Source organism: Roseococcus microcysteis (assembly GCF_014764365.1).
GTDB lineage: Bacteria > Pseudomonadota > Alphaproteobacteria > Acetobacterales > Acetobacteraceae > Roseococcus > Roseococcus microcysteis.
In genome coordinates, this window is sequence record NZ_CP061718.1 from 2014135 (window position 1) to 2028796 (window position 14662).

General features: G+C 71.4%; 12 protein-coding genes. 3 read left to right on the forward strand and 9 right to left on the reverse strand.

The annotated features are described in order from the left end of the window. Positions 1 to 136: 136 nt before the first annotated feature. Complete coding sequence (locus ICW72_RS09755) at positions 137 to 1129, reverse strand: Bug family tripartite tricarboxylate transporter substrate binding protein (protein WP_191086002.1); 993 nt, start codon at positions 1127 to 1129, stop codon at positions 137 to 139. Positions 1130 to 1205: 76 nt separating this feature from the next. After that, the gene (locus ICW72_RS09760) at positions 1206 to 2246 is read right to left on the reverse strand and encodes a phosphotriesterase family protein (protein WP_191086003.1); all 1041 of its coding nucleotides are present in this window, start codon (positions 2244 to 2246) and stop codon (positions 1206 to 1208) included. Positions 2247 to 2476: 230 nt separating this feature from the next. Between ICW72_RS09760 and ICW72_RS09765 the strand changes: the two genes are divergently transcribed. From ICW72_RS09765 to ICW72_RS09775, 3 genes are read left to right on the forward strand one after another with little or no spacing between them, the layout of a single operon-like run. Continuing rightward, positions 2477 to 3622 (forward strand): efflux RND transporter periplasmic adaptor subunit, encoded by a 1146-nt coding sequence (locus ICW72_RS09765; protein ID WP_223880946.1) that lies wholly within the window; start codon positions 2477 to 2479, stop codon positions 3620 to 3622. Positions 3623 to 3626: 4 nt separating this feature from the next. After that, positions 3627 to 6770: an efflux RND transporter permease subunit gene (locus tag ICW72_RS09770; protein ID WP_191086005.1), complete on the forward strand. Its 3144-nt coding sequence runs from the start codon at positions 3627 to 3629 to the stop codon at positions 6768 to 6770. Continuing rightward, positions 6767 to 7435, forward strand: a complete 669-nt coding sequence (locus tag ICW72_RS09775; protein ID WP_191086006.1) for a TetR/AcrR family transcriptional regulator — start codon at positions 6767 to 6769, stop codon at positions 7433 to 7435. Before ICW72_RS09770 ends, ICW72_RS09775 begins: the two co-directional genes overlap by 4 nt. A gap of 80 nt (positions 7436 to 7515) precedes the next feature. Here the strand turns inward: ICW72_RS09775 and ICW72_RS09780 are convergent, their stop codons facing one another. The 7 genes from ICW72_RS09780 to ICW72_RS09810 form a co-directional block, all read right to left on the reverse strand. Beyond that, positions 7516 to 7902 carry a c-type cytochrome gene (locus tag ICW72_RS09780; protein ID WP_191086007.1) on the reverse strand — a complete coding sequence of 129 codons (387 nt, stop codon included), beginning with the start codon at positions 7900 to 7902 and terminating at the stop codon, positions 7516 to 7518. A gap of 65 nt (positions 7903 to 7967) precedes the next feature. Continuing rightward, positions 7968 to 9332 (reverse strand): molybdopterin-dependent oxidoreductase, encoded by a 1365-nt coding sequence (locus ICW72_RS09785; protein WP_223880947.1) that lies wholly within the window; start codon positions 9330 to 9332, stop codon positions 7968 to 7970. A gap of 179 nt (positions 9333 to 9511) precedes the next feature. Beyond that, a complete protein-coding gene (locus tag ICW72_RS09790) occupies positions 9512 to 10849 on the reverse strand; it encodes a sigma-54-dependent transcriptional regulator (protein WP_223880948.1) in 1338 nt (445 codons plus the stop codon). Beyond that, the gene (locus ICW72_RS09795; protein WP_191086009.1) at positions 10824 to 12209 is read right to left on the reverse strand and encodes a sensor histidine kinase; all 1386 of its coding nucleotides are present in this window, start codon (positions 12207 to 12209) and stop codon (positions 10824 to 10826) included. Before ICW72_RS09795 ends, ICW72_RS09790 begins: the two co-directional genes overlap by 26 nt. A gap of 41 nt (positions 12210 to 12250) precedes the next feature. Further along, entirely contained in the window at positions 12251 to 13027 is a 777-nt protein-coding gene (locus tag ICW72_RS09800) for a substrate-binding domain-containing protein (RefSeq protein WP_223880949.1), read from the reverse strand. A 301-nt stretch (positions 13028 to 13328) separates the two neighbouring features. Beyond that, a complete protein-coding gene (locus ICW72_RS09805; protein WP_191086011.1) occupies positions 13329 to 14015 on the reverse strand; it encodes a Rossmann-fold NAD(P)-binding domain-containing protein in 687 nt (228 codons plus the stop codon). Beyond that, positions 14012 to 14629, reverse strand: coding sequence for an FAD-dependent oxidoreductase (locus tag ICW72_RS09810; protein ID WP_191086012.1), 618 nt, complete (start codon positions 14627 to 14629; stop codon positions 14012 to 14014). Before ICW72_RS09810 ends, ICW72_RS09805 begins: the two co-directional genes overlap by 4 nt. Positions 14630 to 14662 lie beyond the last annotated feature (33 nt).

Below are 14662 nucleotides of genomic sequence, written 5' to 3' on the forward strand. Positions count from 1 at the left end.
CGGCGGCACGCGCCGCCTGTCGGCGGCGCGCATGGCGAATACCTGTTCGCAACGGAACGGGGCGAATGCTTCGCCACCGCCCCCAACCCCCTCCCGCCCCTGCGCCGGGGCGGGGCGGGGAAACGGCGAAGCGCCCTTATTCCAGGCGCAGGCCGATCCGCGCGACCACCTCGCGGTAGATCGCGAATTGGCGGTCCAGGAATTCCCGCGTCATGGCCGGCGTGCTGTTCAGCTCCGGCACGGTGCCGGTCGTCTCCAGGCGCTCCCGCACGGTCGGGTCCGAGATGGCCCGGGCGGCGGCGCGGCCGATGGCCTCCACGATCTCGGGCGGCATCCCGGCGGGCCCGGCGAGCACGGTCCAGCTGGCCAGTTCATAGCCCGGCACGCCGGCCTCCGCGATGGTGGGCACATCCGTGAAGTTCGGGTCGCGCGCGGCGGTGGTCACGGCCAGCAGCCGGAGCGAACCGGCGCGGATCTGCCCGATATTGGAGCCGACGGTGTCAATGGCGAAGAGCGTCTCCCCCTTCATGATCGCCTCGGCCGTCTGCGAGCCGCCGCGATAGGGGACGTGCACCGCCTCCACACCGGCCGACTTGCAGAAATACTCCGAGGCCAGGTGCGCGATGCCGCCCACGCCCGAACTCGCATAGGAGTAGCGGCCGGGCGCGGCGCGCATGCGGTCCAGCAGCTCGCGCGTCGTGGTGATGCCGCTGTCGCGCGACACCAGCAGCCCCATGGTGCTGAGGCCGAACAGGGCGAGCGGCGTGAAATCCTCGGTCGGGTGGTAGCGGGCGGCCGCGGCGCCGGAGGCAGGCGCCACCGCGAAGGTCGAGGCCGAGCCGACCAGCAGGGTGTAGCCATCCGGCCGTGCCCGCCGCACCACATTGGCGCCCAGCGCGCTGCCCGCGCCGGGGCGGTTGTCCACCACGGCGCGGCCACCCTCGGAGAGGAAGGGGCCGAGCTTGTCGGCCAGCAGTCGGCCGGCCATGTCGGTGGCGCCCCCGGCCGCGAAGGGGACGATGATGCTGATCACCCTGTCCGGGAAGGAGGCGTGGGCGGGCCCAGCGCCGATGCCCAGCGTGGCGGCCGCGCCAAGCGCGCCAAGACCAAGGCTGCGTCGTTCGATCATGTTTCCCCCGGGGTGCTGTTCTTGTTCGCGCGGCCATGGCACGCGATGGCGCCCCGGGAGTCAACACGGCGCGGCCTCAGATGAAGGTCAGCAGCCGGCGCGGATTGCCGACCATGATCGCCTCGATCTCCGCCTCGCTCCAGCCGCGCTTGCGCATGTGCGGCAGCACCGTCTTCTGGATATGGGCATAGCCGTGCCCGCCCCATTCGCTGAATTGGATGGTGTGGCAGATATCATGGCTGATCACGACCTGCTCCAGATGCCCGCGATCAATCACGCGGCGGATGGCGCGCAGGCGCATGCCGTCATTGGGCATGTCGATGTCCGCATGCGCGTAGTAGGTGTTCTCCTGCCCGAACAGGTCCCATTCCAGGATCACGCCGGCATCGGCCAAGCGGAACAGCCGGTCATCGTCGAAGATGGTGCGGTCAATGTGGTCAATGATGGTGCGCGAGAGATCCGCGCCATGGGCGCGCAGGAATTCCACCAGCATCCAGGGGTGGTCCTCGTGCCGCGCGGGGTGGATGGTGAGCGCGGCGCCCGTCTCCTGCTGCGCGATGACGGCGCCGGCCAGCACGCGCTTCTCGAGGTCGGTCCAGGGCCATTGGCAGCCGATCTCGCCCACGATGCCCGCCCGGATGTCGGTGCCCCAGGCGCCCTGCTGCACCTGGTCGATCATTTCCCGGGCGAAGCTGTCCACGCTGCGGTCGTGGTTCGCGGGGTCCTGGTAGTCATGGACGTAGTGGCCGCAGCCCATGACGATATGCGCGCCCGTCTCACGCGCCACCTGGACGAGGCCCTCCGGGTCCGGCTCCAGCCCGCCGATGGTCAGTTCCACCACCGTCTTCCCGCCGGCCGCCACCATCTCGGCCGTGGCGCGGGCGGCCACGGCGCGGTCCTTCTGGGTGGTGTTGCGGATGTCCGGCACCTGGCCGTTCAGCAGGTCCCAGTAGCGCCCCGGCTCCGGCCCGCCCGTGATGGCCGGGTCACGCTGGGCGGGGTGGGTGATGTTCCAGAGCAGGTGCTCGTGCATCAGGGTCGGGCCGAGCTCGGCCGGGTCCAGCAGGCCCAGCACGGTCTGGGCCTTTCCTCGCATGTCGTCGCGTGTCAGGCGCATGGCATTCCCTTCTGTCTGAAAGACGGCCGGTGACAGAGGAGGCCCTCCCGGGGAATGCGGTCAACCCAGGCGCTTGCGCGGCGGAGCGCGCCGCCGGCTGCCACAAAAAGTAACTGGAAACCTTCCGGTATCCCAATATACAGGAAGCTCCGCCCTACCCCCGAGGTTCCATGTCCCAAGCCGGCCTCCCGCCCCAGCCACGCCTGCCCGGAGCGCTCCGGCGGCGGGCGGTGCCCCTGCTGGCGGCCGCGCTGGCGTTGCTGGCCGCGGGCTGCAACGAGGCGCCCTCGCGGGCCACCGCGGCGCAACCCGCCACGCCGCCGCCCGTCGCCGTCACGGTGATGACGCTGCGGCGCGCGGAAGTGCCGGTCACGACGCTGCTGCCCGGGCGGACGGCGGCGCTGCGGGTGGCGGAGGTTCGGCCCCAGGTCGGCGGGGTGCTGCAACAGCGCCTGTTCACGGAGGGTGAGCAGGTGGCGGCGGGCCAGCCCCTGTTCCAGATCGCCGCCGCCCCCTTCGAGGCCGCGGTGCAGCGCGCCGAGGCCGCCCTCGCCCGCGCCGAGGCGGCGGAACGCGCGGCCACCGGCATCGCCAACCGCTACCGCACCCTGGCCCGCGCCCAGGCGGTGAGCGAGCAGAACCTGGAGAATGCCGAGGCCACGCTGCGCCAGACGCGCGCCGACGTCGCCTCCGCCCGCGCCGCGCTGGAGACGGCGCGGATTGACCTGGGCTACACTGAGGTGAAATCGCCCATCGCCGGGCGCACGGGCCGCGCCAACGTGACCGTGGGCGCGCTGGTGACGGGAAGCCAGGCCGCGCCGCTGGTGACCGTGGCGCAGTTCGATCCCATCTATGTGGACCTGACCCAGCCCAGCGCCCGCCTGCTGCAACAGCGGCGCGACGTGGAGAGCGGGGCGCTGCGGCGCGACTCGGCCGACCGCGCGGTGGTGCGGCTGCTGCTGGAGGATGGCTCCGAATACCCGCATGCGGGCGAGGTGCAGTTCTCCGAGGTGATCGTGGACCAGGGCACCGGCTCGGTCACGCTGCGCGCCCTCTTCCCCAACCCGGACCAGATGCTGCTGCCCGGCATGTTCGTGCGCGCCCGCGTCGAGGAGGGCATCACCGACCAAGCGCTGCTGGTGCCGCAGCGGGCGGTGCTGCGCACGCCGCGCGGCGAGCCCATGGCCTTCGTGGTGAATGGCGAGGGGGTGGTGGAACAGCGCGTGCTGCGCGCCAGCCGCGCGGTGGGAAATGACTGGCTGGTGACCAGCGGGCTCAACCCCGGCGACCGCGTGGTGCTGGAGGGGCTGCAACGCATCCGCGCCGGGGCGCGGGTGCAGGCCACCGAAGGCCCCCTCGCGGCGGCCGGGGGCTGAGGGGGTGGCGCGCTTCTTCATTGACCGCCCGGTCTTCGCCTGGGTCATCGCCATCGGCATCATGCTCGCGGGGCTGCTCGCGCTGCGGAACATGGCGGTGGCGCAGTATCCGGCCATCGCGCCGCCGGCCATCACCATCAACGTCAGCTACCCAGGCGCCTCGGCCGAGACGGTGCAGACGACCGTGGTGCAGGTGATCGAGCAGCAGCTGAGCGGCATCGACAACCTGCTCTACTTCGCCTCCCAGGCCAGCAAGGACGGCTCGGCGCAGATTCAGCTCACCTTCGCGCCGGGCACCAATGCGGACACGGCGCAGGTGCAGGTGCAGAACCGCGTCCAGCTCGCCTCGCCGCGCCTGCCGCTGACGGTGCAGCAGCAGGGCATCCGCGTCGTGAAGTCCTCGGGCAACTTCCTGCTGATCGTGGGCTTCGTCTCGACCGACGGGCGCATGCAGCGCACCGACATCTCGGATTTCCTGGTGGCCAATGTGCAGGACGCCATCAGCCGCACGCCGGGCGTGGGGGATTACCAGGTGTTTGGCGCGCAATTCGCCATGCGCATCTGGCTCGATCCCGCGCGGCTCGTGAACTACGGCATGACGCCCGCCGATGTGGCGGCGGCGGTGCGCGCGCAGAACGTGCAGGTCTCGGGCGGCGAGATGGGCGCCCTGCCCGCCGTGCCCGGCCAGCAGCTGAATGCCACCGTCATCGGCCCCTCCTACCTGCAGACCGTGGAGGAGTTCGGCGCCATCCTGCTGCGCGTGCGCCCCGATGGCGCGCAGGTGCGGCTGCGCGACGTGGCGCGGGTCGAGATCGGCAGCGAGAACTACAATTTCAGCACCCTGCTGGACGGGCGTCCGGCCAGCGGCATCGGCATCCGTCTGGCCACCGGTGCCAATGCGCTCGACGCCGCGGCGGCGGTGCGCGCCACCGTGGACCGGCTGCGCCCGAGCATCCCGCAGGGGCTGGAGGTGGTCTACCTCCAGGACACGACGCCCTTCGTCCAGCGCTCCATCACCAGCGTCGTGATGACGCTGATCGAGGCCGTGGTGCTGGTCTTCCTGGTGATGTACCTCTTCCTCCAGAATCTCCGCGCCACCATCATCCCCACCATGGCCATCCCGGTGGTGCTGCTGGGCACCTTCGCGGTGCTGGATGTGCTGGGCTTCAGCATCAACACGCTCACCATGTTCGGCCTGGTGCTGGCCATCGGGCTGCTGGTGGATGACGCCATCGTGGTGGTCGAGAATGTCGAGCGCGTGATGGCGGAGGAACACCTGCCGCCACTCGAGGCCACGCGCCGCTCGATGGACCAGATCACGGGCGCGCTGATCGGCATCGGGCTGGTGCTGTCGGCGGTGTTCCTGCCCATGGCCTTCTTCGGCGGGTCGGTGGGCGTGATCTACCGGCAGTTCTCGGTCACCATCGCCACCGCCATGTCGCTCTCGGTGCTGGTGGCCATCTTCTTCACGCCCGTGCTCTGCGTGGGGCTGCTGAAGCCGCACAAGCCTGGCCAGGGCACGCGCGGCGTCTGGGGCTGGTTCAACCGCGGCTTCGAGCGGATGACGCGCGGCTATGTGCGCGGCGTGGGCGCCAGCCTGCGCCGCCCCGCGCGCATGCTGCTGATCTACGCCGTGCTGCTGGGCGCGCTGGGCTATGCCTTTCTGCGGATGCCCGGCGGCTTCCTGCCCAATGAGGACCAGGGCATCGCCTTCGCGCAGGTCATCGCGCCCTCGGGCGCCACCACCGACCGCACCCAGCGCGCGCTGGACGAACTCGGCCGCTATCTCCGCGAGGAGGAAGGCGGCGTGGTCGAGAGCTTCTTCGGCATCAACGGCTTCAGCTACAGCGGGCGCGGGCAGAATTCGGGCCTCGGCTTCATCAGCCTGCGCGACTGGGATTCGCGCCCCGGCCCGCAGAACAGCGTGCAGGCGCTGACCGCGCGCATCAACGCGCGCTTCGCCACCTACCAGGATGCCATCATCGTCTCCTCCGCGCCGCCCGCGGTGCGGGAGCTGGGCAATGCCCAGGGCTTCGCCTTCCAGCTGCTCGACCGTGGCGGCCAGGGGCATGAGGCGCTGATGGCCGCGCGTGACCAGCTGCTGCGCCTGGCGGCCGCAAGCCCCGTGCTCTCCGGCGTGCGGGCCAACGGGCTGAATGACGAGGCGCAGTTCCGCATCGTGGTGGACTGGGAACGCGCCAGCGCGCTGGGCCTGTCCATCACGGAGGTGAACACCACGCTCTCCACCGCCTTCGGCGCCACCTATGTGAACGACTTCATGGACCGGGGCCGCATCAAGCGCGTCTACATGCAGGGCCAGCCGGAATCGCGCATGGGGCCGGGTGACCTCGACCAATGGTTCGTCCGCAACGCGACGGGGCAGATGGTGCCCTTCTCCGCCTTCGGCCGCAGCGAATGGGTCTATGGCTCGCCGCGGCTGGAGCGCTTCAATGGCGTGCCCTCACGCGAAATCCAGGGCATTCCCGCCCCCGGCTTCACCACGGGCGATGCCATGGCGGAGATGGAGCGGCTGATGACCCAACTGCCGCCAGGCTTCGGCTTCGACTGGACCGGAATCTCCTTCCAGGAACGGCAATCCGCCGGGCAGGCGCCGGCGCTCTACGCGCTGTCGCTGCTGGTGGTGTTCCTCTGCCTTGCGGCGCTCTACGAAAGCTGGTCCATCCCGACGGCGGTGATCCTCGCCGTGCCGCTCGGCGTGCTGGGCGCGGTGCTGGCCACGCTGCTGACCGGCAAGTCGAACGACGTGTATTTCCAGGTGGGGCTGCTCGCCACCATCGGGCTGACGGCGAAGAACGCCATCCTGATCGTGGAGTTCGCACGGGAGGGCTTCGACCGCGGCCTGTCGCTCGCCGAGGCCGCGACCCAGGCGGCGCGGCAGCGGCTGCGGCCCATCATCATGACGTCGCTCGCCTTCAGCCTGGGCGTGGTGCCACTGGCCATCGCCTCCGGCGCGGGGTCGGGCGCGCAGAACGCGATCGGCACCGGCGTCATCGGCGGCGTGGTCGCGGGGACGGTGCTGGCGGTGCTCTTCGTGCCGGTCTTCTTCGTGCTGGTGCTGCGCCTGTTCCGCGCGCGCACGCGGGCCGTGGGTGTCCCGGCACCGGCGCTTGGGGAAGCGCCGCATTGACGGAAGCCCTGTTGGCCTGCGCCCCGGCCGCCGGGCGCCGCAAGCCCGGCCGCCGCCCGATGCCCGAGGCGGAGCGCCGCGACCTGGTGCGCGATGCCGCCGCGACGGTCTTCCTGCGCGACGGATACGCCGCCGCCAGCATGGAGGATGTGGCGCGCCTTGCGGGCATGTCGAAGCGCACCCTCTACCGCATCTCCCCGTCCAAGGCGGATTTGTTCGAGGACACGATAGGCTCCGTCCTCGCCCCGCTGCGCATCGACAGCGCGCTGGAAGAGGGGCCCGAACTGGGGGCGGCGCTGGAGGCCATTCTTGAAGCCACCGGGCGGCACCTTCTGGCGCAACGCCAGACCGCGCTGTTCCGCCTGGTCATCGCCGAGGGTCCGCGCTGCCCGGAGTTGGCCGAGCGCTGGCACCGCGCCCTTGTCAGTCGCGGCGCCAGTTCGCTCGAACGCCGCCTGGCCGCCGAGATGCGGGCGGCCCGGCTGCGGCTGACCGATGCCCGCTTGGCCGCGCGCATGCTCTACGGCATGGCGCTGGGCGCGGCGCAGATCCGCCTGCTGCTGGGGGTGGCGCCACCGCCCTGCGGGGTGGAATTGCGTGCCATGATCAAGGCCGCCGTGTCGGTCTTCCTGGATGGGGCGCGCATGCCTCAGGCTCTGGACTGATTCAGCACCCGCAGATGATGACCGCTGCGATGGCGAGGGCGGAAGCGAAAGCAGTTCCAGGCGGCTGGCCAGTGCAACCCCTATCGGATGGGCACCGACGCCGCGCTGCGCTGATCCAGCGTCCCGTCGCGCGGGATGGCCCCGTGGTTGGCCAGCATATACGCCGTGATGGCCCATTTCTGCTCATCGTTGAGCCGGTCGGGGTCGTCGAAGGGCATCATCATCTGGTTGTATTCGAACAGGCCCAGCGCGGTGCTGAACTTCGTGATCTGCGTCTGCTCGCCCCAGATGGGCGTCTGGAAACCGGCGCCGCGTCGCCCGTCCTCGCCATGGCACATGGCGCAATTCTCGGCGTAGAGGCGCTGCCCCTCCGCGACCTGCGGCGAGAGCGAGGGTTGCCCGATGGCGGCGGTGGCGATGAGGGCGAGCCCACCCAGGGCCGGCATCGCCAGCATGATGAAGCGCATGGAGACATCCAACTGTTGTGAAGGTGACGATGCCGGCGGCGGAAGGACCGCCGCCGGCCAAAAGGTCAGCCGACTTCGACGCGGAACTTCGGAATGGCCCAGTTCGCCATGCCGAGCGTGTTCAGCGGCACGGTCTCGGGCTGCACGGTGCCGGCATTGTCCGTGGTGCGCGTCTCGATGACGTGCTGGCCCGCCGTCGCATCCCAGGGCAGCGAGAAGCGCACCCAGGTGTACTTGCCCAGGTTCGGCTGGCGGATTTCCGCGCGCTGCCACTGGCCGCCATCAATCCGCACATCCACCTGGCGCACGCCGTTCTGCGGTGCCCAGGCATAGCCCGACAATTCCTGCCGCCCCGCCGAAAGCCGCGGCACCTGGCCGCGCTGCAGCGGGTAGTTGGCCGGCACGGAAGGTGACTTCTCCAGCACCAGCGGCACGGTGATGAAGGATTTCGGCGGCATCCAGGTCACCATCGGCCCCTGGATGTCATCGGCGCCCACGCCGATGAACTCATCCTCCTGGCTGAACTCCGGCCGCGCATAGGTCGGGCCGATATAGACCTCGCCGCGGGTGTTCAGGCGGCACCAGACGCGCCGGTCGGTGACGCGGATCTCTGTCAGCCACTTGATGGAGGCCGTGCCGCCCCAACCCGGCACCACCATGCGCACGGGCGCGCCATGGTCGGGGATCAGCGGGTTGCCGTTCATGGCGAAGCACACGCCCATGTCGTGCTGCTGTGCCACCACGTCGCTGTAGGGCATGGGTCGGCCCATGTCGTTGCCATCCACGCCCGACCAGAACAGCACGGTGCGGGCGCCGGGCTTGATGCCGACGCGGGCGAAGATCTCGCTCATCGGCACGTATTGCCATTCGGCCTGGCCCACGGCGCCCAGCACCCAGTTGCCGCCCGCCACCTGCTGGCCGGTCAGCCCGTCCTGCTCCCAGAACAGGGTGCGGCCGTTGCCGTGGCATTCCATGGTGGCGATGATGGTGCGGCTGCGCATGCCGAGCAGGTCATTGTAGGACAGCTCCACCGGCCGCTCGACCGAGGTGCCGTGGATGCGGAGCTTCCAGTTCTCCTGCGCCAGCACGGGCCGCGTTTCGGCCGTTGGCGTCGGGTAGTGGTTGCGGACGTAGAACTCCTCGATCGGCGTCATGAAGGTCTTGAAGTCCCAGTAGTTCCCCGACCGCACCGTGGCGCCGATGTTCAGGACGCGGCTGTCATCCTTGATGATCGGCCGGCGACGCGGCGCCGCGGGCGCCGTCTGGGCCGAGGCAGGAGACGCGCCCGGCAGGGTCATCGCGGCGGCACCGAAGGCGGCGGCGGAGACGAAGAGCGAACGGCGCTGCGTGTTGGTGCCATGGCGCAGCACCTCGGTGGCGAGCTTCTCCGCCTCCGCGCGCTGCCGCTGTTCCCGGATTCCGTCGGACATGAACATTTCCTCCCTCTGGCGGCCGGGTCTCCGGCTTCGCGGGGGGAAGATTGCAAGGCGGGTGCCAGGGTGCGGGGAGCGCGGGAACCGGCCAATTCATTGAAATGTCCGAAGACTTCCGGGATGCCAGTCCAGCTTTCCGGACTCGTCCCTTCGGCCGGTCCGGCCAGCCGGATTGCTCAGCCCTCGCCGCGCAGCCCCAGACGGCGCAGCTTCTCGAAGAGGGTGGAGCGGGAGACACGCAGCGCCTCCGCCGCGCGGGCCACGTCGCCGCCGGCCGCAGCCAGCGCCGCCGTGATGACCCGGCGCTCGGCCGCGTCGCGCGCGTCGGCCAGAGTGGGCAGGGCGGCCTCGGCCCGTGTGGGCGCTCTTTCGGGAAAAAGGTCCGCCGCCGTGACCAGCTCGCCCTCGGCCAGGGCGGCGGCGCGCTCCACGCGGTTGCGCAGTTCGCGCACATTGCCCGGGTGGTCGTGCGCCAGCAGCGCCTCCTCGGCCAGGGTGGTGAAGCCGCGCAGGGGGCGGGCGAAGCTGGCGGCGAACTCGCCCAGGAAACGGCGCGCCAAGGGCAGCACATCCTCCGGGCGATCGCGCAAGGGCGGCATCGCCACGCGGATCACGGCCAGGCGGAAGAAGAGGTCCTCGCGGAAGCGGCCCTCGGCCACCTGAGCGTCCAGATCGGCATTGGTCGCGGCCACGATGCGGGCGCGGAAGGGCAGGTCGCGCTCGCCGCCCAGGCGGCGGAAGACGCGCTCCTGCAGCAGGCGCAGCAGCTTGGCCTGGAGCGGCGGCGAAAGCTCGGCCACCTCGTCGAGGAAGAGCGTCCCGGCCCCGGCCTGTTCCGCCAGGCCCGCATGGCGGGACGTGGCATGGGTGAAGGCGCCGCGCTCATGGCCGAAGATTTCGCTCTCCAGCAATTCGGCCGGCAGCGCGGCGCAATTGGTCGCGACGAAGGGCAGCCGGGCGCGCGGGCCTTCGGCGTGCAGCAGCCGCGCGGCCACCTCCTTGCCCGAACCGCTGGGGCCGGTCAGCAGCACGGTGGAGTCGATGCCGGCCACCCGGCGCAGCACGCGCTCGACGGACTGGATGGCGGGCGCCTCGCCCAGCGCGAAGCCTTCGCTGCGCTGCCAGCGGGGCGCGATCAGCGCCTCCAGCCGGCGCAGCAGCGCCTCGATGTCGAAGGGCTTGGTCAGGTAGTCCGCGGCGCCCGCCTGCATCAGCCGCACCGCCTGAGCGATGTCGCCATGGCCGGTGACGAAGAGCATGGGCGCGTCCCCGCCCGCCTGGACGAGGGCGCGGTGCACCTCCTCGCCATTCATGTCGGGCAGGCGGATGTCGCAGATGATGGCGTCCGGCGCCTGGCGCGCGAGGGCGCGGATGGCCTCGGCGCCGTTGCGGAACCAGCTGGTGCGATAGCCCTCCACCGCCAGCCAATCGGCGACGGACTGGCCCATGACGGGGTCGTCCTCGATCAGCGCCACCAGGGGCGTCACCTCAGGCGGCGAGGCGTGGGGTGCCACGTTCGGCATCGGGAATCCGGATGATGATGCGGGAGCCGGGTGGGCCCGTGAGCTGCACGCGGGCGCCCAGTTCGCGCACCAGCCGCGCCACCGTCCAGAGGCCAAGGCCGCCCGCCCGGGGCACCTGGGCCCCCTGCCCGTCCAGCAGCAGGCCCCGCGCCTCGGCGGGCAGGCCGGGGCCTTCGTCCGAGACCTCCAGCGTCAGCGCGCCGGCCGCCACCGTGGCGCGCAGGGTGACGCGGCCACCCGGGGGTGAGGCGGCGCAGGCGTTCAGCAGCAGGTTCAGCGCCACCTGGCGCACCATCTGCGCCGGGGCAGGAAAGCCGCCCTCCATCTCATGCCGCCAGTCGAGCAGCAGCTCACGCCGCCTCGCCTCGCTTTCGATCAGCATGCGCAGATCGTCGATGTCCGCGGCGGAGACGGGCCGCGCATCGGCCTCGCCGCGCCAGAGGATGAGCGAGGCGCGGACCACGTTGTGAATGCCGGTGAGGCCACGCTCCAGCAGGGAGGCCGCGCGCTGGCGCCGTTCCGGGTCGTCGCCATGGCGCTGGATCATCCGCACGGCGTTGAACAGGCCGCCCAGGGGGTTGTTCACCTCATGCGCCATGGCCGAGGCGTAGCGGCCCACCAGTGCGCGGCGCTCCTCCTCGGCGAGGCGGGTGAGCAGGGCCTCGCGCTCCGCGATGGCAGCGGCGGCGGCGTTGTAGCGGCGATAGGCGCGGCCCTCCTCCGTGTCGGCGGGCGGCATGTCGGCCTCGGCGATGGGCTGAAGGCGCCCTTCCGCCGCCTGGCCGAGGCGTTCCGATAGGCGCAGCACAGGGTGCAGCATGCGCCGCACGAGCAGCCAGCCCAGCAGGGCGAAGAGCAGCGTCAGCGCGGCGTTGACGCCCACCAGCGCCAGCAGCGTGGCGCGGCGCTCGATGGCAAGCGCCGTGACATCCACCTCGGCCGCGATGCGGCCCACGGGCACGCCGCCCTCGCTCACCGCGCGATGGATCCAGGTGGTGGCGGCATTGGGTTCGAGGTGAAGGGGCGCCGGTGCCGCCTCGGGCGGGGCGGCGGCGCCGAGCGGGTGGCGCAGCGGGTCGGAGGCCGCCAGCACGCTGCCATCCGGCAGCACCACCAGCACACGCAGCGCCCCCACCGCCTGGTAGCGCAGGCGCGAGCGGTCGAGTGCGTCGAAGGCCTCCCAGGCGTCGCGGCGGATCATCGCCGGCAGCAGCGCCGTGGAGAGACCGTCGAGATAGGCGTCGCTCAGCTCCTCGAAATGGGTGGCCTGCACCGCTTCGAGCCGCACCAGCACCAGCTTCGAGATGGCGCCCGCCACCCCCACCATCAGCAGCGTGATCAGGAGCGGCACGCGCAACGCGAGTGGCCAGCGGCGTGGGGCGAGCGGGCGCATCAACCGGCGGCCCGCGCGCGGCGGCTGAGTGCGGCGATGTCGTCAAACAAAGCGGGCGAGCCAGGCACGAAGCCGTCAAGTCGCAGCGTCGCCAGGATGGCGCGCCCGTCTGCCGTGGCGGCCATGGTGAGGAGGGCCTGGCGCAGCGCCTCCCGCAGCGCCGGGTCCGCCCCGCGCGCGGTGGCGAAGGGCGGGAAGCCCATGGGGGCGGAGGCCTGGACGATGCGCGTGGCGCCGACCAGCGCCGGCTCCAGCTCCGCCATCACGTCCCAAACATAGCCATCCACCGAGCCGGACTGCGCGAGCCCCGCGGCCACGGCGCGGATGACGTTGCGATGGCCATGGGTGAAGAGGCTGCGCGCGAAGAAGGCGCCGGGCGTCGTGCCCGCATCCGCCAGCATGGCGCTGGTGACGAGGAAGCCAGAATTGCTGTCCGGGTCGGAGAAGGCGTGGATGTCGCCACGCAACTCGGCCAGCGTGGCGGCCGCGCGGTCGGCCCTCGTGATGACATAGGAGCGGTAGAGCGGCGCGCCGCGATAGAGCGGTACCGCGAGGATATCGAGCGCCTCGCGGTGCTGGATGAAGGGGTAGCCACAGATCCAGGCGGCATCGAGCTGGCCCGCTACCAGCAGCGAGGTGACTTCGCGGTAGGTGCGGCGCTTGACCACCTGCACCGGCCGGCCGAGACGCGCCGTGAGATGCCCCTCGATCTGCCGCACCAGCACGATGTCGGAGTCGAGGAAGACCGGCGTGAGCCCCAGCGTCACGATCGGCATCGCTCGGGCCACTGGCGCGGACGGGCCCGCGGCGCCCATCGCAAGCAGCGTGCGGCGCGTTGGCTTCGGCGGAGCTTGGGGCCGCACGATGGGCATCTGTGGTTGCCGTCCTCCCGCCATCCGCCCCGCGGATGACGAGGGAGCATTGCCGGGGCGGCCACACGGCGTCAATTCGCAACGAAAGCGCCGGCTATGGCGCCCTCCGGGGCGTGGCCCGAACAGGCCGATGGCGACCGCGACCGCCTGTTCGAAGAGGGTCAAGGTGCCGATCAGCGCGCAAGGGGCCGCGCAAGGCGCAGTCTCAGCCGCCGCAGCCGCGCGGCGCGGGGGCGGTCGTCGCGCCGCATTCGCCACGGGCGGGCGCGCGGTCCGTGGCGCAGACGCCAGTCTCGGGCAACACCAGTTCCACGCGCCGGGCAGCGACGGTGTCACCGGCCAGATGGGCGGCAATGGAGCGGACCTGCTCATGGCCCGTCGCCAGCAGGAAGGTGGGCGCGCGGCCATAGCTCTTCATGCCCGCGATGTAGAAGCCTGCCTCCGGGTGGCGCAACTCGGCCTCGCCATGGGGGCGCACCGTGCCGCAGGAGTGCAGGTTGGGGTCTATCAGCGGCGCCAGCGCGGGCGTGGCTTCCACCGCCGGGTCCAGCGCCAAGCGGATCTCGCGCAGGAAGCCGAGGTCGGGGCGGAAGCCGGTGGCGACGATCATGCGGTCGGCGCGGAGGGTCACCGCGCGCGCCTCCTGCCGGCCGCTGATGGCAAGCGCGCCATCGGCCTCGTCAATCCGGTCGATGAGGAAGGGTGCGAGGGCGGTGACGGCGCCCTCCTCCACCAGCGCCTGCGCCCTTGCGCCGAGTGCGCCGCGCTGCGCCAGCCCGTCACGCGCGCCGCCACCGAAGTTGATCGCGCCCAGCGGGCGACGGAAGGCCCAGAGGATGCGCGTGCCGGGCGCGATCCTGGCAAGTTCCACGAGGTCCAGCACGGCATTCATCGCCGAATGCCCAGCGCCGACGACCAGGGTCTCCCGCCCGGCATAGGTGGCACGCGCCTCGCCGAGGATGTCGGGAATGCCATAGGCGATGCGCGCCGCGTGCTGGGTCTCGCCGGGGTGGGCAGACCGTGGCTGCCGGCGGGGTTGGGCGTGTGCCAGGTGCCGGAGCAGTCGATCACGGCGTTGGCCTCGATGGCCTCGATCCCTTGTTCCGTCTGGACGTGCAGGATGAAGGGCGTGGCATCGCGCGCGGCTCCGTCGCGCAGGCGGCCGAAGTCACGCCGCGCGACGCCCACGACCTTCGCACCGGTGCGGATGCGGCCGCGCAGCGCCGCCGTGGCGGCGAGAGGGAGAAGGTAGCGGGCCAGAAGTTCCTGGCCGGTCGGAAACTGCGTCGGGTCGGGAGGCGACCAGCCCTCGGCCTCCAGGAGCGCGCGGGCAGCGGTATCGGTGTTGAACCCCCAGGGCGAGAACATGCGGACATGGCCCCAGGCGCGGACGGCGTGCCCGACCTCCGGGCCTGCCTCCAGGACAAGCGGCTCCAGGCCGCGCGCGAGAAGCTGGGCGGCCGCGGCGAGGCCGATGGGACCGGCGCCGATGATCGCGATGGGCAAGGTGTGAGACTGCATAACGTGATCCTTTATGCA

What these genes read in the sequence shown, in the direction of transcription:
- ICW72_RS09800 (WP_223880949.1), bottom strand. Translation starts at nt 13,027, where the DNA reads ATGCCGATCGTGACGCTGGGGCTCACGCCGGTCTTCCTCGACTCCGAC.
- ICW72_RS09755 (WP_191086002.1), bottom strand. Translation starts at nt 1,129, where the DNA reads ATGATCGAACGACGCAGCCTTGGTCTTGGCGCGCTTGGCGCGGCCGCC.
- ICW72_RS09780 (WP_191086007.1), bottom strand. Translation starts at nt 7,902, where the DNA reads ATGCGCTTCATCATGCTGGCGATGCCGGCCCTGGGTGGGCTCGCCCTC.
- ICW72_RS09760 (WP_191086003.1), bottom strand. Translation starts at nt 2,246, where the DNA reads ATGCGCCTGACACGCGACGACATGCGAGGAAAGGCCCAGACCGTGCTG.
- ICW72_RS09805 (WP_191086011.1), bottom strand. Translation starts at nt 14,015, where the DNA reads ATGAATGCCGTGCTGGACCTCGTGGAACTTGCCAGGATCGCGCCCGGC.
- ICW72_RS09785 (WP_223880947.1), bottom strand. Translation starts at nt 9,332, where the DNA reads ATGTCCGACGGAATCCGGGAACAGCGGCAGCGCGCGGAGGCGGAGAAG.